Source organism: Streptomyces meridianus (assembly GCF_023703325.1).
Taxonomy (GTDB): domain Bacteria; phylum Actinomycetota; class Actinomycetes; order Streptomycetales; family Streptomycetaceae; genus Streptomyces; species Streptomyces meridianus.
The window spans coordinates 1-15,575 of record NZ_JAMQGM010000047.1; the positions used below are offsets into that span (position 1 = coordinate 1).

Consider the following 15,575-nt stretch of genomic DNA (forward strand, 5'->3'; position numbering starts at 1 on the left):
TCGGCGGTCGTCCCGGCGGCCCCGGTGGCGGCGGCTTCGGCGGTCGTCCCGGTTTCGGCGGTCGTCCCGGCGGCCCCGGTGGCCGTGGTGGCACGCAGGGCGCCTTCGGTCGTCCCGGCGGTCCCGCGCGCCGTGGCCGCAAGTCGAAGCGGCAGAGGCGCCAGGAGTACGAGGCCATGCAGGCCCCGTCCGTCGGCGGTGTGATGCTGCCTCGCGGCAACGGACAGACCGTCCGCCTGTCGCGCGGTGCCTCCCTCACCGACTTCGCGGAGAAGATCAACGCCAACCCGGCGTCGCTCGTCGCGGTGATGATGAACCTCGGCGAGATGGTCACCGCGACCCAGTCGGTGTCCGACGAGACGCTGCATCTCCTCGCCGAGGAGATGAACTACGTCGTCGAGATCGTCAGCCCGGAGGAGGAGGACCGCGAGCTGCTCGAGTCCTTCGACATCGAGTTCGGCGAGAACGAGGGCGGCGAGGAAATGCTCGTCGGCCGTCCGCCGGTCGTGACCGTCATGGGTCACGTCGACCACGGTAAGACGCGCCTGCTCGACGCCATCCGCAAGACGAACGTCATCGCGGGCGAGGCCGGCGGCATCACCCAGCACATCGGCGCCTACCAGGCGGGTACCGAGGTCAACGGCGAGGACCGTCGGATCACCTTCATCGACACCCCGGGTCACGAGGCGTTCACCGCCATGCGTGCCCGCGGTGCGAAGTCGACCGACATCGCGATCCTCGTGGTCGCCGCCAACGACGGCGTCATGCCGCAGACGATCGAGGCTCTGAACCACGCCAAGGCGGCCGACGTGCCGATCGTGGTGGCGGTCAACAAGATCGACGTCGAGGGTGCCGACCCGACCAAGGTGCGCGGTCAGCTGACCGAGTACGGCCTGGTGGCCGAGGAGTACGGCGGCGACACGATGTTCGTCGACATCTCCGCCAAGCAGGGTCAGAACATCGACAGCCTGCTCGAGGCCGTCGTCCTCACCGCCGACGCCGCGCTCGACCTGCGCGCCAACGCGGAGCAGGACGCACAGGGCATCGCGATCGAGGCCCACCTCGACCGCGGCCGCGGTGCCGTGGCGACCGTGCTGGTCCAGCGCGGAACCCTGCGGGTGGGCGACACGATGGTTGCGGGCGACGCCTACGGCCGCGTCCGGGCGATGCTCGACGACAAGGGCAACAACGTGCAGGAAGCGGGTCCGTCGACCCCCGTCCTGGTGCTGGGTCTGACCAACGTGCCCGGTGCCGGAGACAACTTCCTCGTCGTCGACGAGGACCGCACGGCCCGCCAGATCGCCGAGAAGCGTGCCGCCCGCGAGCGGAACGCCGCCTTCGCCAAGCGCACCCGCCGGGTGTCCCTCGAGGACCTCGACAAGGTGCTCAAGGCCGGCGAGGTGCAGCAGCTCAACCTCATCATCAAGGGCGACGCGTCCGGTTCGGTCGAGGCTCTCGAGTCCTCGCTGCTCCAGCTCGACGTCGGTGAAGAGGTCGACATCCGCGTGCTGCACCGCGGCGTCGGTGCCGTCACGGAGTCCGACATCAACCTGGCGTCCGGCTCCGACGCGATCGTCATCGGCTTCAACGTGCGTGCCGAAGGCCGTGCGACGCAGATGGCGGACCGCGAGGGTGTCGACGTCCGGTACTACTCGGTCATCTACCAGGCGATCGAGGAGATCGAGGCGGCCCTCAAGGGCATGCTCAAGCCCGAGTACGAAGAGGTCGAGCTCGGTACGGCGGAGATCCGCGAGGTCTTCCGCTCCTCCAAGCTCGGCAACATCGCGGGTGTCCTGGTCCGCTCCGGCGAGGTCCGGCGCAACACCAAGGCGCGCCTGCTGCGTGACGGCAAGGTCGTCGCGGAGAACCTCAACATCGAGGGTCTGCGCCGCTTCAAGGACGACGTCACCGAGATTCGTGAGGGTTACGAGGGCGGTATCAACCTCGGCAACTTCAACGACATCAAGATCGACGACGTCATCGCCACGTACGAGATGCGCGAGAAGCCGCGAGGCTGATCGTCCGTAACGGCCCGGGGCCGGTCGGCGGGAGGATTTCCCGTCGATCGGCCCCGGCCGTTGCGTGTACGGTTTTCCTGTCCCTGCCGGGCGCCGGCAGGGCTCAGGACGAGGCCCCACGGGTGGCTTGACCCGGACTTGCATGTACATAGGGACGCTGTCCTTCGATCTGCTCCTCGGCGACGTACGGTCGTTGAAGGAGAAACGCTCCGTCGTGCGCCCGATCGTCGCCGAGCTGCACCGCAGGTACGCGGTGAGCGCGGCCGAGGTGGGCGACCAGGATCTCCATCGCAGGGCCCTGATCGGCCTCGCGGTGGTCTCGGGGGACGCCGGCCATGTCACGGACGTCCTGGACCGGTGCGAGCGATGGGTCGCTACCCGGCCGGAGATCGAGCTGCTGTCCGTACGACGGCGCTACCACGGCGACGATGACGACTGACCCGGTCCGCGTCGCCAACCCCAGCATCATGATGCAAGACGAGAAGGAGACGGACCGGTGACCGACAACGCGCGGGCCCGCAAGCTGGCCGACCGCATCCAGGTCGTGGTCGCGGAGACCCTGGACCGGCGTATCAAGGACCCCCGGCTGGGGTTCGTGACGATCACGGACGCCCGGGTCACCGGGGACCTGCGGGAGGCGACGGTCTTCTACACGGTCTACGGCGACGACGAGGAGCGGGCCGCATCGGCGGCGGCACTGGAGAGCGCCAAGGGCGTGCTGCGCTCTGAGGTCGGCAGGCAGACCGGGGTGCGTTTCACCCCCACGCTGGCCTTCGTCCCGGATGCGCTGCCCGACAACGCCCGGACCATCGACGACCTGCTCGCCAAGGCCCGGGCCCAGGACGAGCAGGTGCGCGAGTCGTCCACCGGCGCCTCGTACGCCGGCGAGGCGGATCCGTACCGCAGGCCCGGCGAGGACGACGAGGACGAGGGCTCCGCACAGGCATGACGGGCAGGAAGAAGCGAGGGCCGGCCGCCCCGGACGGCCTCGTCGTGATCGACAAACCCGCCGGTTTCACCTCCCACGACGTGGTCGCCAAGACGCGTGGCATGGCCCGGACCCGCCGGGTCGGCCACGCGGGCACCCTCGATCCGATGGCGACCGGCGTGCTTGTGGTCGGCGTGGAGAAGGCGACCCGGCTGCTGGGACATCTCGCGCTCACCGAAAAGGAGTACGAGGCGACGATCCGGCTCGGCCAGACGACCGTGACGGACGACGCCGAGGGTGAGATCACCGGATCCGCGGCGGCGTCCGGCATCGAACGGACGGCTCTGGACGCCGGTGTGGCCGCGCTGACCGGCGACATCCTCCAGGTGCCGTCCAAGGTCAGCGCCATCAAGGTCGACGGCAAGCGCTCCTACTCGCGGGTGCGCGAGGGCGAGGACTTCGAACTCGAGGCCCGCCCGGTCACCGTCCCGTCGTTCCGGGTGCACGAGGTCCGGCCGGCCGAAGCGGCCGACGGTACCCCGGTCCTCGACCTGGACGCCACGGTCGTCTGTTCGTCCGGCACGTACATCCGCGCGCTCGCCCGCGACCTGGGCGCCGGGCTCGGCGTCGGCGGCCACCTCACCGCCCTGCGACGCACCCGGGTCGGCCCGTACGGGATCAAGGACGCCCGCACACTCGAGCAGATGCAGGCCGCCGCCGACAGCCCCGAAGGCTTCGGACCGTGCATCATGCCCATTGCCGAGGCCGCCGCGGCGGCGTTCCCGCGCTGGGACGTGGACGCCGAGCAGGCACGACTGCTGGGCAACGGCGTGCGGCTGACGGCCCCGGGCCTGGGCAGCGGCGGCCCGATCGCGGTCTTCGACCCGGACGGCCGTTTCCTGGCCCTGGTGGAGGAGGCACAGGGCCGGGCCAAGAGCCTGGCCGTTTTTGTCTGACCTCCGGGCCGGCTTCCCGCAGGCCGGTATCGCCCCAGGTTGGATGCGATGCCGGTGCCGGTCGGGGAACGGCGGCATGGCAGTCTTGGATCTGCGCATTCGATTCACATCACACGGTTCGGGCGAGGAGCGGTCACAGTGCAGCGCTGGCGTGGCTTGGAGGACATCCCCGACGGCTGGGGACGCAGCGTCGTCACCATCGGCTCCTACGACGGCGTGCACCGAGGACACCAGCTGATCATCGGGCGGGCGGTCGCCCGTGCACGCGAACTGGGCGTGCCGTCGGTCGTCGTCACCTTCGACCCGCACCCGAGCGAGGTCGTCCGGCCGGGCAGCCACCCGCCACTGCTCGCCCCGCATCACCGCCGCGCCGAACTGATGGCCGGCCTCGGGGTCGACGCGGTGCTCGTTCTGCCGTTCACCGCGGAGTTCTCCAAGCTGTCGCCGGCCGACTTCGTCGTCAAGGTCCTCGCGGACAAACTGCACGCACAGGCCGTCGTGGAGGGCCCCAACTTCCGCTTCGGGCACAAGGCCGCGGGCGACATGGCCTTCCTCGCCGAGATGGGAAAGACCTACGACTTCACCGTCGAGGTCGTCGACCTGTTCGTGCGGGGTGAGGCCGGCGGCGGCGAACCGTTCTCCTCGACGCTGGTCCGCCGGCTGGTGGCCGAGGGCGACATGGCGGGAGCCCTGGAGGTCCTGGGCCGTCCGCACCGGGTCGAGGGCGTGGTGGTGCGCGGTGCACAGCGCGGGCGTGAGCTCGGCTGTCCGACCGCGAACGTGGAGACGCTGCCCCACACCGCTATCCCCGCCGACGGCGTGTACGCCGGCTGGCTCGAGGTGGACGGCGAGTCGATGCCCGCGGCGATCTCCGTGGGCACCAACCCGCAGTTCGACGGCACCGAGCGCACGGTCGAGGCCTACGCGATCGACCGCGTCGGTCTCGAACTGTACGGACTGCACGTGGCCGTGGAGTTCCTGGCCTATCTGCGCGGTCAGGAGAAGTTCGACACCCTCGACGCACTGACGGAACGCATGGCTGACGACGTGAAGCGGGCACGTGAGCTGGTCGGCGAGCGCTCCGGGACGTGAGCGTCACGACCCGCGGCAGGCTCGTCGGCTCTCCTCGGGGGATCCCCTCAGACGGCCCGCCGGTAAACGCTGCCGTCCCTGGCCCGCGTCAACCGCCCCCCGGAGACGAGGTAGCGGCGCAGTGACGAGCAGTCGTCGTGGACGGTGAGCAGGGCCTCGTTGACCTCGCGCTCGCTGTAGTCCCGGTTCCGTTCGAACAGCGTTTCCGCCAGGTGCGTGAGCAGCTGCTCGCGGCGGGCGGTCCTGCGGGGCAGAACTGTCAGCCGCCCTCGCGAGAAGAGAGCGGACACGTCCTGCGAACCGGTGCTTCGTTGCTCCGTCATGAGGGGAAGCATCGCGCGCCGGTCCCCGCACGGCAACGCATATTCCGGCGGGACCGGCCGACCGGAAGAGCGGGGGAGGGGGCCGAGGGTACGCCGCTGCGGCCCCGGTCCCCTCCCGCATCACTGCGTGTCACGTCACTGCTGGGGAGGCTGCCCTTGTTGCGGATAGCCGTAGCCCTGCTGCTGCCAGCCCTGGCCGGGCGGGAACTGCCCCTGCTGGGGGGGCTGTTCACCCTGCGGTTGCTGGGTCCAGCCGGCCGGGACGGCGCCGCCGGAGCTCTGCTGCGGCGGCACCCCCTGCTGCCCCTGCTGGTGCCACTGGCCACCCTGCTGCGGGTGCTCCTGCTGCACCGGCTGACCGGTCCGCGGATCGATCTGCTGGGCCTGGGCGCCCTGGTGCTGCGGGTGGCCGGGGTACTGTCCGTACGGCTGCGGCGGGCCCACCGGCGCAGCCTGCCCGTCGCCCTGCCACATCCCGTGCCCCTGCTGCACGCGCGGGAAGTCCTCGGCCACCATTGCCGAGAGGTGGAAGTACGCCTCGCGGGTCCTGGGCCGCATCATGTCCAGGTCGACCTCGGCACCCGCCGACAGGTGCTCGTCGAACGGGACGACGACCACGCCGCGGCAGCGGGTCTCGAAGTGGGACACGATGTCCTCGACCTTGATCATTTTTCCGGTCTCGCGCACACCCGAGATCACGGTGATGCTCCGTTGCACCAGATCCGCGTACCCGTGGGCCGACAGCCAGTCGAGCGTGGTGCTCGCGCTGCTCGCGCCGTCCACGGACGGCGTCGAGATGATGATCAACTGGTGCGCCAGGTCGAGCACTCCGCGCATGGCGCTGTAGAGGAGCCCCGTCCCCGAGTCCGTGAGAATGACCGGGTACTGGCGGCCCAGAACGTCGATGGCGCGGCGGTAGTCGTCGTCGTTGAACGTCGTCGAGACGGCCGGGTCCACGTCGTTGGCGAGGATCTCCAGCCCGGAGGGCGCCTGCGAGGTGAACCGGCGGATGTCCATGTAGCTGTTCAGGTGCGGGATGTTCTGCACCAGGTCACGGATCGTGGCACCGGTCTCGCGGCGCACCCGGCGGCCGAGCGTGCCGGCATCCGGGTTCGCGTCGATCGCGAGGATCTTGTCCTGGCGCTCCGATGCGAGCGTCGCACCGAGAGCGGTGGTGGTCGTCGTCTTGCCGACGCCGCCCTTGAGGCTGATGACGGCGATCCGGTAGCAGGAGAGCACCGGCGTCCGGATCAGCTCCAACTTCCGCTGGCGCTCTGCCTCTTCCTTCTTCGCCCCGATCTTGAAGCGGGAAGGCTGTGCGTTCGCCCCGGGCTTCCTGCGCTTGGGCTGGTTGCGCATGAGCCGGTCCGAGGTGAGCTCCACCGCGGCGCTGTAACCGAGGGGCGCACCGGGCGCGGAACGCTGCTGCTGACCGGGCGATGTGGCCCATCCGTCCGCCCGCGGGTCCGCACCCTGCGGCATGGGCTGCTGCGGCTGTGGTTGGGCGGCCGGGGGTTGCTGCTGGTGCGGCTGTTGCTGCGGGTTGGGCGCCTGCTGTCCGGCGTGGGGCGGCATGCCGGCCTGCGGATAGCCGTATCCGGCCTGCGGCTGCTGCGGGTAGCCGTAACCGCTCTGCGGCATGGGCTGCTGCGGCTGTGGTTGGGCGGCCGGGGGTTGCTGCTGGTGCGGCTGTTGCTGCGGGTCGGGCGTCTGCTGTCCGGCGTGGGGCGGCATGCCGGCCTGCGGATAGCCGTACCCCGCCGGGGCCTGGCCCGGGTAGCCGTAACTTCCCTGCGGCATCTGCTGCTGGGGCAGCGGGGCGCCGTAGCCGGGCTGGACCCCCTGCGGCTGCACCTGGACCCCCTGCTGGGGCTGCTGCGGCTGTGGCTGCGCGGCCTGGTAGTTCGGCGGAAGCGGCGGCACCGCACCCGACTGTCCCTCGGCGGGAGGCATCCACGGCGCACCCTGATGGGGCTGCTGCGCCTGCGGGCCGGGTGTCTGCTGCTGCGGAACTCCGGCGGAGACGTCGGCCGGGCCGGGCGAGGCCGGTGAGGTGGACGCCGGAGCGGCCTCGCCGTCCGCCCCGCGCTGCTCACTGCCCCCGGCGTGGTCGTCGGCAGTCACAGCAGAAGCGGATGGTTCGTCCGCTTCATCCGACTCGTCGTCTCCCCAGAGATCGGCCGACGGGTCCACTCCGGTGCCGGTCCGCATCCGTGGTCCCGTGGGCTCGGAGGACGCGGCATCGTCGTCCGGAGCATCGGCCGTACCGGAATCGGGTGCGGGGGCCTGCGGTTCGGCCGGCGGGGTTGCCGCGTCGCGCGGTCCGGGCACCGAGGCCGCCGGAGCGTCCTCCGGGTCCACCGGCCTGAGCATGGGGAACGCGGGCGGCGGCGGGCTTCCGGCCGCCGGCGTGGAGAACGGCGGCGCCTCGGAGGCGCTCGCCGCGGGAACGGAACCCGAATCCGCCTGCGGCGTGCTCACGGGGGCCTGCGGTGCCGCCGGCGTGCTCGGTGGGACGGGCGGCCCGGGCTGCGCGGGCACATTCGGCCCCGGGTACGACGGCGGCCCCGAGTACGGCAACGGGGTGCCGACGGGTGGGGGAGGGCCGGCCGCGGGCCCGCCGGACGAACCGCCGCCGGTGTCATTGCTGTTCTGTGCGTACCAGTCCGGCGCGGCGAAATCGAGCTTGAACTCCCCCGTCAGCTCGACATCCCGTTCCTCGTCGGAGTAGGTCCCGTCGGGACGGAGGTCGTCCTGATCGCTGTTCACTGTGCCTCCTGCACTGAAACGCACCTGAACGGCAGGACCGGATACAGGCGGATCATTCGGTCGTTGCGGCCTTGTGGGCACACCGAATCGAGTTGCATCGACGGATCCCCCCGTTTCCGGCGTCCCGGCGTCTCCCTGCCGCTTCCAGACAGACTAATCATTCGACGCGCAGAACCGCAGCCGAGGAACCGGCCCGTGACGGCTCCCCGGCCCAGGGCGACTCGGACCGGCGTCAGTCCATGCGCCGCGCGGCGCCCAGCAGTCCGGTCTCCGCGTCGGTCGGCTGGACCAGAACGAACTGCTGGTGGTCCCGCGTGCACCACAGCATCGCGTTGTCGCTCAGACTCGGCAGCGCGGCCGCGACATCGCGTGGCAGCCGCATGATGCGGGTGACGACCTCGGTTTCCTGCGGTGACAGACGCTGCAGGCCCACCAGGTCGGCCCGGGCGAGCAGCCGCGGTGCCTTCGGCCCCAGGAACGGCAGCAGCGTCATCACGGACTGCCAGGGACTGGGCGCCAGTTGGTTGCGCGGCGGCTGCGCCCCGCAGTCCCGCACCACCAGCACCGGACTGGAGACCGACGGCCCCTGCGGTGCGATCTGCCGGACGTCGTGGACGGACACGCACTGCTGGCCGCCGCCGGCGGCCTGCGCCATCTGGCCCCAGGCCGGGGGCCGTGCGGATTCCACCGCGATCCGCGCGCCCACCGCGACCGTGCGCAGGGCGAGCAACTGGGCCAGCCACATGCTGCCCACGAGCACAACGTCCAGCGGCTTCGGCCGCAGCAGACTCAGCACTGCGGGCTGGTTCTGCGGATCCACGCCGATGACGAGCCCGTCCTCGCCCACCGGGAGGCTGAGGCCGCCGAGCGACTCGGCCGGCAGCACGTGCCGGTCCCGACGGGGGCCGCGGAGGCCGTAACCGGGACGCAGTTGCTGCTCCGGAAGGTGATCCTGCGGCAGCTCCGGCTCGGGCGTGGGCAGGTGCGTCGGCCGGCCGGGCCGGTTGCTCCAGTCGTTCCGGTTGCCCCAGTCGGCACGCGGCGGGTAGCTGGGAGCGGGCATCAGCGGGTACCTCCGAGGGGGAGCGTGGCGAGGACGCCGGGCAGCTGCTCGCGGTCCAGGCGGACCAGGCCCACCTTGACCGAGCCGGCGCGACGCTCCAATTCCCGCCGTGCGGCTTCGAGTTCGTTCTCGCTGCGGCATGACAGCCGGACGTGGCCGGAGAGTCCGGGCGCGTTCCCGTTCCGCGTGGCGGTGAGGCTGAACGTGCTGGCCATCGCCCGCGTGCCCCTCAGCAGGGAAGCGATGCCCGCCAACGGGGCACCCCCCGGGCCCAGTTGGGGCCAGCTGCGGATCCAGTACGTCGTGTGCCACCGGTCGTCGCACCGCCAGGCGCGCACCGTCTCCTGGGTGCGAAGCGTCGCCCGGCCGCTGCGGTCCACGGCCCCGCTGGTCACGCGGGGGTTGACGCAGGCCGAGGTGCCGAGCGCGGTCACCACGTCCCGCTCCTCCAGCACGTCGGCCCGCAGGCCCAGGCCGTTCAGGCGGCCGGCCAGCTGGTCGGCGGCGCGCAGCAGAGAGCGCTGGGCGCCGCCGAGGCCGCCGCCGCGGGCCTCGATGGCCTCCGGGCACAGTTCGGGATCCAGCTTCAGCGCGATCCACGACACCTGGACCGCCGGGGTCTGGGTCTGGGCCTGGAGCGGCGCGTACGAGCGTGCGGCCACGGCCTGTTCGGGCAGGTGCGGCGCCGGTGCGGGCTGGGTGTACTGCACGAACTGGACCGATTCGAGGTGGATGTCCTCGACGTCGAGCGAGGCATGCAGCAGGTGCAGCGGAAGCGGACGGCTGCCTGCCGCCGGGCGCAGCGGTTCGTCCCGCGCCTCCACCAGGACCAGAGCGGTCAGAAAGGTGCCGTCGCCGACGAAACCGATCGGCCGCTGATTGCGGTCGATGTACTCGTACGTCCGCAGGCTCGGGTCGGCTTCGACGACCGGCGCCAGGGCCGACTCCACGCCCGGCGGCACCGGTTCTGTACCGATCCGGCGGCGCTTCATGGCCCGCACGGTGGCGATCCACTCCGGCAGTGGGATCCGCCGCCGCCGGCCCACCGCGACGATGACGAGGGCCCCCGCGATGACCGCCGCACCGATGAGCGCGAGCGGATGGACGGCGAAGCCCACCAGCAGCACGGCGGCCGCCACCTCGATGAGCACGAGTTGCTGCACCCGCATGCCGCCGATACGGCCGGTCTGCGGACGCAGACGGGGTGTCACGGACCCCGATGCCCGCGGCGGCTCCTGCAGACCACTGCCCGGAACTGCTCCAGGTGGTCCCTGACGGTTGGCATCGACAGGCTGCCGCTGCCGTCCGACGCGGCTTCGACTCCTGGTGGCGTTGGACATCCCCCGGCCCGCTCCTCTGTTGTCTGGCCTCGGTGCTGAGGCGGTCGACGCTTCGGCTGGCGCCTGGTGACGCGGCCCCCGTACCGTACGGGGCGATCACCACACCCGGCATAGTAGAGGGCGCATCGGCCCCGTAGCCGGGGGCGGTCACTGGTTGGATCCAAGAGGCGGGGAGACAAGGCGACCATGGCATCACGTCGGGACGAGCTGAATGCGTACAGCTTCGCACGCAAACGGACGGTTGCTTCATTTCTGAAGCCGTTGCCCAACGGCTCCATGGAGAGCGCTCCACGCCCGGTGCGCACCGTTCTCCCCTCCGTCGTCCTCGGCATGGTGATCCTCGCCGGTTTCGGCGCCTGCGGTCTCATCAAGCCCGCGGCTCCCAAGGACTGGGACAAGGCGTATGCGCACGTGATCGTCGGCGACGAGTCCACCACTCGCTACGTCGTCCTGAACACCGGCGAGAAGGACCGGCAGGGGCGCGCCAAGACGCAGCTGCACCCGGTCATGAACCTCGCCTCGGCCCGGCTGCTGCTCAAGGAGAACGCCGACGTCCTCAAGGTCAAGGAGTCGGTGCTGGACGGACGCGGTGCGCCGCCCCACGGCCCGATGATCGGTATCCCGTACGCGCCCGACCGGCTCCCCAGCGTGGACGAGGCCCGGGCGAAGAAGACCTGGGCGCTGTGCGAGCGGCCGGGTGTCGGTGAAGGTGCCAGGTCCCAGCGTGCGGTGTTCGTCCTCAGCGACAAGGACGGCCACCGCAAGAAGCTGACGGACACCAGCAAGGGCAAGGTGGACGGCCACCACTCGCTCTTCGTCCAGACGCCGGACGAGAAGAAGTATCTGGTCGATCAGCAGGGTGTCGCGCACCGGCTGGACGCGACCTGGTACGCCCGCAAGCTCGGCCAGTCCGTGGGGAACGCGGAGCAGTTCGACCAGACGATGGAGGGCATCCTGTTCAAGCAGGCCCAGCCCCAGCAGGTCAGCCAGGAATGGCTGGACAGCCTGATCCAGGCCCCGGTGCCGATTTTCTTTCCGCTGGTGAAGAACCCGGGCGGACGATCGTCCACCACCGGTGTCGACGAGCAGCACCGGACCGTCGGCAAGGTGCTGGAGGCCGATGGGGACCACTTCGTGGTGCTCGACGACGGAGTCGCTCCGGTCTCCGATTTCGTGGCGAAGCTCCTGCTGGAGGGGCCGATCGGCAGGACCGCATACCCGGGTGAGGACCCGGAGGCCATCCGCGTCGGCCGAGCCAGCGTGACGCCGGACAAGCCGCAGTTCCTCGAGGAGCTGGGCGGCCACAAACTGGTGTGGCCGAAGGAGGCGACCAGTGCGGCGAACTCCCCCGAGGCGGGGGGTGACTCGGTCGTCTGCAGCGTCTACTACGGCGGCGAAAAGACCATCGGCGGCGTATCCACGGGCTTCCCGGAGATGACCACCTGGGCCGGCAAGGACTACCCTGCGCCGATCGCCGAGGGCAGCAGCTCGTACGTCAGTTCCGGCAGCGGCCTGCTCTACAAGGAGACGATGGGCAAGTCCACCGACGGCTCGCTGTTCCTGGTGACGGACACCGGTCTGCGCTACTCGATCCCGGTCAACAACGACAGTTCGACGACGACGGGCAACGACGCCAAGGACAAGAACCAGTCCCAGATCCGGCTGGGGTATGGCGCCATCGCCAGCCCGCCGCTGGTGCCCAAGGAGTGGTCGCGGCTGCTCTCGGCCGGGCCGTCCCTGAACGTGACCGAGGCGAAGCGGCCGCAGAGTTCCTGATCGCGAGCGGTTCGGACGCCTCGATTCCGGTTCGAAATCGTTGCAGCGCCGTCCAGTTGGCGAATGTAGTGAACCGGTGACAATCGGCTTACCCCGTTGGGCTCCGTCGGACGGGGTGGCTATGGTGAAGGCAGGCATCGGAAGGCGATGTCGGCGTGCGGCCGTTCTCGGGTGGCGCGCAGTGAGGTTCGAGTCTCATGGGGGACGTTGACTTATGGCTGGTCAGCAATTCACTACGACCGAGGCGGAGATGGTTGCGTTCAGCAACCGCATCTCCACGGTCAACAGCTCGATCCAGGGCGAGATCAAGCGTCTGCAGACGGTGATCGACACCCTGACCGGCGGGTGGAAGGGCGCAGCGGCCACCGCCTACAACAACATGCAGACGCAGGTCAACGAGGACGCGAACAAGCTCAACCAGATCCTCGGGGAGATCAAGGAAGCGATCGACCAGACCACGAAGAACTACGTGGCCTCCGAGGAGGAGCAGCAGTCGATCGTCTCGAACGCCGGCGCTTCGGCCTCGCCGTTCGGATGACGGAGCCGCGTCGCCGTCCGGCGTACGCACTCCGCTGAACGCATCGACCTCACCGACTCCCCGAGGAGACACCATGTCCGGCCAGATCCTCGTCAATTTCTCGACGATCTCTCAGGGCGCTACCGACGTCCGCGCCACCGCAGGCAACATCAAGTCCCAGCTCGACGAGCTCGAGTCGGGCGTCAAGAAGATCGCCCAGACCTGGGAAGGTGCGGCCCAGGAGGGCTACCGCGCCAAGCAGGCCGAGTGGGACAAGCGCGCCGCGTCCCTGCACGCCACGCTCGAGGCCATCGCCAAGGCGCTCGACACGGCCGCTCAGAACTACCAGTCCACCGAGTCCCAGAACGCCAACATCTGGGGCAGCTGACAACAGGACGACTGGCAGCCCTCACCGGCTTGCCCAGTGATAGCGAGGGCGGGCGCGCTGCGACTGGTGCGCTCGCCCTCGTTTCCGTTGACCGAATCGTGACGCTGCGGCACATGCCGAGGGGGAGCAGGAACACCGTGGGATCCCACGTCGTCGGAAAACGAGCCGGACTCCGATCCGGGCGCCGCGTGCATGCTCGGCGCGCGATGGCCGCTGCGCTGTGCGCCCTCGGCCTGTCCTGCGCCGTTGCCGCACCGGCCGCCGCTGACCCGGGGACGGGCACCGGCACGAGGCTCGACAACGGACAGTGCAACGTCCAAGCCGGCTCGATCAAGGGCACGCCGTGGTCGCTCCAGCGGCTGCTCACCGACCAGATGTGGGCCGACACCAAGGGCAAGGGTGTCAAGGTCGCGGTCATCGACACCGGGGTGAGCAGGACCAACCGCCAGATCGGCGCCAACCTCGTCGGCGGCAAGGACTTCATCGGGAAGGGCGACGGCACCAACGACACCGTCGGGCACGGCACGAAGGTCGCAGGCATCATCGCCGCGCGCAAGATCAAGTCCGTGGGTTTCTTCGGCATCGCCCCCGAGGCGACGATCATCCCGATCCGGCAGAACGACGACGAGCAGCACGGCAATGTCGGCACGATGGTGAAGGCGATCAACTACGCCATTGCCCAGGGCGCCGACATCATCAACATCTCCCAGGGAACGACGCAGGCGCTGCCGCCGAACTCGATCCTGGAACAGGCGATCAACAAGGCCCGGGCGGCCAATGTCCTGATCGTCGCCTCCGCCGGCAACGACGGTGCCAGCGGCGAGCAGAAGGACACCTATCCGGCGGCGTTCGAGGGCGTGCTGGGCGTGGCGGCGTCCGACCGCAGCAACGAGCGCGCCGGGTTCTCGCAGGCGGGCGAGCACGTCGACATCGCAGCACCGGGCGTCGACATGGTCTCGACCGTTCCGGGCGGCGGCCACTGCGTCGACCAGGGCACCAGCTTCGCCGCACCCTATGCTGCGGGTGTCGCGGCTCTGCTGAAGGCGAAGAACCCGAAGTGGACGCCGGACCAGATCATCTGGCACATGGAGCAGACCGCGGACCGGGTGGAGCCGGGGCGGACCGACAACATCGGCTGGGGCGTCGTCGATCCGGTGGCCGCGATGAGCGACGACACGACGCCGACCGCCGAGCCCACCCCGGACACAGCGCGCAACGACGCCGGCGCCGCGCACATCAAACCGGCCCACCTGATCATCGGCGAGACGCCGCAGGAGCGGCGTACCCGCTACGGGGTGTATGTCTTCACGGCCGGGCTGCTCGCCATCGGCCTCATCGTCGGCTCGGGCGTGGCGATCCGCGACTGGCGCCGCAAGACTTCAACCAGCTCTCACGGGGAGGCCAACAGTGGCTGAGCAGTACGGGGTGGACCTCAGCGCCCTTGACCAGGTGGTCAAGGAGCTCAACCAGGTCCTGAAGGACATGGGCGGGCCGAGGAGCAAGGCGAAGCACAACACCTACATCCCGAAAGGGGCGTTGGGGAAGGGCTTTTCCGAGGAGGCAGAGCTCTATCAGGAGCATGCCGAGACCAAGGCGAAGATCGAGGACGAGATCCTGAAGAAGATCGAGGACCTCATCGACGACTTCGGCAAGAAGACGGAGAAGACGCGGGGCGCGTACGACGACGCCGAGACCGCGAACTCCGTCAAGCCCAAGGATCTGTCGTAAGAGCTGGGCCGAAGACAACATCAGACGGAAATGGGGGCTGAAAGATGGGTCAGGGTGATCCGATCAGGGGTGTCGACTTCGACACGAGCTTCAACGAGATGGGGCTGAAAGAGCTCAAGGCGATGGTCGCCGGAGCCAACCCCGGCCTGGTGAAAGAAGTCAGCCAGCACTACGCGGCCATCCAGGAAGAGCTCGTCGGTGAGCACGGCATTCAGCAAAAGTTCGAGAAGGCCGTGAACAAGGTCCTGGAGACCTGGCACGGCAAGTCCGCCGACCGCTTCCGCAAACGGGCGATCGAGATCAGCCAGAACATCAGCGAGGGAGCGGCGGAGGTACAGAACGCCTCCCAGGCCATGGGCGCTGTGGCCGGTGCCCTGCAGGCAGCAGTCGATGCGGTAAGCGCGGTCGAAGAGCCGAATATCGCCGAAAGGGCATGGGACTGGGGCACTGACACTGCGACCAGCCCGGGCGGCGCAGCGGCTGCACTCGCAGGCGGGGTTCCTGGTGGCAGCGCGATTGTGTACGGCGGTGCCAAGATGTTCGGCGTCGACGTCGGCCGGAGCGACGAGGGGCTCAAGCGCGACCTGGCAGCCGGGGCCAGCACTCGACAAGCGCTGGAGAACAACTCGGGTTCGCTGTCGGCGGGTAAGGAGGCTGCACTTCAAGCTGCCATTCCC

Annotated in this window: 15 protein-coding genes; 10 read left to right on the plus strand and 5 right to left on the minus strand. The window is 69.8% G+C overall.

The window, feature by feature from the left end:
* From infB to M1E25_RS21195, 5 genes are all read left to right on the plus strand, one after another.
* A partial coding sequence (infB, locus tag M1E25_RS21175) for a translation initiation factor IF-2 (RefSeq protein ID WP_251418111.1) occupies window positions 1-2,018 on the plus strand: 2,018 nt, incomplete at its 5' end.
* A 142-nt stretch (window positions 2,019-2,160) separates the two neighbouring features.
* A complete protein-coding gene (locus M1E25_RS21180; RefSeq protein ID WP_251418114.1) occupies window positions 2,161-2,457 on the plus strand; it encodes a DUF503 domain-containing protein in 297 nt (98 codons plus the stop codon).
* 57 nt (window positions 2,458-2,514) lie between these two features.
* On the plus strand, window positions 2,515-2,967 hold the full coding sequence (rbfA, locus tag M1E25_RS21185; protein WP_251418117.1) for a 30S ribosome-binding factor RbfA: 453 nt from the start codon (window positions 2,515-2,517) through the stop codon (window positions 2,965-2,967).
* Window positions 2,964-3,902 carry a tRNA pseudouridine(55) synthase TruB gene (truB, locus tag M1E25_RS21190; RefSeq protein WP_251418120.1) on the plus strand — a complete coding sequence of 313 codons (939 nt, stop codon included), beginning with the start codon at window positions 2,964-2,966 and terminating at the stop codon, window positions 3,900-3,902. Before rbfA ends, truB begins: the two co-directional genes overlap by 4 nt.
* 138 nt (window positions 3,903-4,040) lie before the next feature.
* The gene (locus M1E25_RS21195; protein ID WP_251418123.1) at window positions 4,041-4,994 is read left to right on the plus strand and encodes a bifunctional riboflavin kinase/FAD synthetase; all 954 of its coding nucleotides are present in this window, start codon (window positions 4,041-4,043) and stop codon (window positions 4,992-4,994) included.
* A gap of 47 nt (window positions 4,995-5,041) precedes the next feature.
* Here the strand turns inward: M1E25_RS21195 and M1E25_RS21200 are convergent, their stop codons facing one another.
* The 4 genes from M1E25_RS21200 to eccE all read right to left on the minus strand — a co-directional run bounded on the left by M1E25_RS21200 (window position 5,042) and on the right by eccE (window position 10,360).
* Window positions 5,042-5,317, minus strand: a complete 276-nt coding sequence (locus M1E25_RS21200) for a DUF2087 domain-containing protein (protein WP_251418126.1) — start codon at window positions 5,315-5,317, stop codon at window positions 5,042-5,044.
* A gap of 135 nt (window positions 5,318-5,452) precedes the next feature.
* On the minus strand, window positions 5,453-8,086 hold the full coding sequence (locus M1E25_RS21205) for an SCO5717 family growth-regulating ATPase (protein WP_251418129.1): 2,634 nt from the start codon (window positions 8,084-8,086) through the stop codon (window positions 5,453-5,455).
* 232 nt (window positions 8,087-8,318) lie between these two features.
* Entirely contained in the window at window positions 8,319-9,149 is an 831-nt protein-coding gene (locus tag M1E25_RS21210) for a hypothetical protein (protein ID WP_251418131.1), read from the minus strand.
* Window positions 9,149-10,360, minus strand: a complete 1,212-nt coding sequence (eccE, locus tag M1E25_RS21215) for a type VII secretion protein EccE (RefSeq protein ID WP_372501242.1) — start codon at window positions 10,358-10,360, stop codon at window positions 9,149-9,151. Before eccE ends, M1E25_RS21210 begins: the two co-directional genes overlap by 1 nt.
* A 315-nt stretch (window positions 10,361-10,675) precedes the next feature.
* Between eccE and M1E25_RS21220 the strand changes: the two genes are divergently transcribed.
* The 5 genes from M1E25_RS21220 to M1E25_RS21240 all read left to right on the plus strand — a co-directional run bounded on the left by M1E25_RS21220 (window position 10,676) and on the right by M1E25_RS21240 (window position 14,898).
* Complete coding sequence (locus M1E25_RS21220; RefSeq protein ID WP_251418133.1) at window positions 10,676-12,265, plus strand: type VII secretion protein EccB; 1,590 nt, start codon at window positions 10,676-10,678, stop codon at window positions 12,263-12,265.
* 214 nt (window positions 12,266-12,479) lie between these two features.
* Window positions 12,480-12,803, plus strand: a complete 324-nt coding sequence (locus M1E25_RS21225) for a WXG100 family type VII secretion target (protein WP_251418135.1) — start codon at window positions 12,480-12,482, stop codon at window positions 12,801-12,803.
* A 73-nt stretch (window positions 12,804-12,876) separates the two neighbouring features.
* Window positions 12,877-13,170 carry a WXG100 family type VII secretion target gene (locus M1E25_RS21230; RefSeq protein ID WP_251418137.1) on the plus strand — a complete coding sequence of 98 codons (294 nt, stop codon included), beginning with the start codon at window positions 12,877-12,879 and terminating at the stop codon, window positions 13,168-13,170.
* A 206-nt stretch (window positions 13,171-13,376) separates the two neighbouring features.
* Window positions 13,377-14,585, plus strand: coding sequence for a type VII secretion-associated serine protease mycosin (mycP, locus tag M1E25_RS21235; protein WP_251418139.1), 1,209 nt, complete (start codon window positions 13,377-13,379; stop codon window positions 14,583-14,585).
* Entirely contained in the window at window positions 14,578-14,898 is a 321-nt protein-coding gene (locus M1E25_RS21240) for a hypothetical protein (protein WP_251418141.1), read from the plus strand. The genes mycP and M1E25_RS21240 overlap by 8 nt, the downstream gene beginning before the upstream one ends.
* Before the next feature lie 20 nt (window positions 14,899-14,918).
* Here M1E25_RS21240 and M1E25_RS21245 read toward each other — a convergent pair whose 3' ends face one another.
* Entirely contained in the window at window positions 14,919-15,509 is a 591-nt protein-coding gene (locus M1E25_RS21245; protein WP_251418226.1) for a hypothetical protein, read from the minus strand.
* Window positions 15,510-15,575 lie beyond the last annotated feature (66 nt).

What these genes read in the sequence shown, in the direction of transcription:
- M1E25_RS21210 (WP_251418131.1), bottom strand. Translation starts at nt 9,149, where the DNA reads ATGCCCGCTCCCAGCTACCCGCCGCGTGCCGACTGGGGCAACCGGAAC.
- M1E25_RS21230 (WP_251418137.1), top strand. Translation starts at nt 12,877, where the DNA reads ATGTCCGGCCAGATCCTCGTCAATTTCTCGACGATCTCTCAGGGCGCT.
- M1E25_RS21180 (WP_251418114.1), top strand. Translation starts at nt 2,161, where the DNA reads ATGTACATAGGGACGCTGTCCTTCGATCTGCTCCTCGGCGACGTACGG.
- M1E25_RS21200 (WP_251418126.1), bottom strand. Translation starts at nt 5,317, where the DNA reads ATGACGGAGCAACGAAGCACCGGTTCGCAGGACGTGTCCGCTCTCTTC.
- mycP (WP_251418139.1), top strand. Translation starts at nt 13,377, where the DNA reads ATGGCCGCTGCGCTGTGCGCCCTCGGCCTGTCCTGCGCCGTTGCCGCA.
- M1E25_RS21220 (WP_251418133.1), top strand. Translation starts at nt 10,676, where the DNA reads ATGGCATCACGTCGGGACGAGCTGAATGCGTACAGCTTCGCACGCAAA.
- M1E25_RS21225 (WP_251418135.1), top strand. Translation starts at nt 12,480, where the DNA reads ATGGCTGGTCAGCAATTCACTACGACCGAGGCGGAGATGGTTGCGTTC.
- truB (WP_251418120.1), top strand. Translation starts at nt 2,964, where the DNA reads ATGACGGGCAGGAAGAAGCGAGGGCCGGCCGCCCCGGACGGCCTCGTC.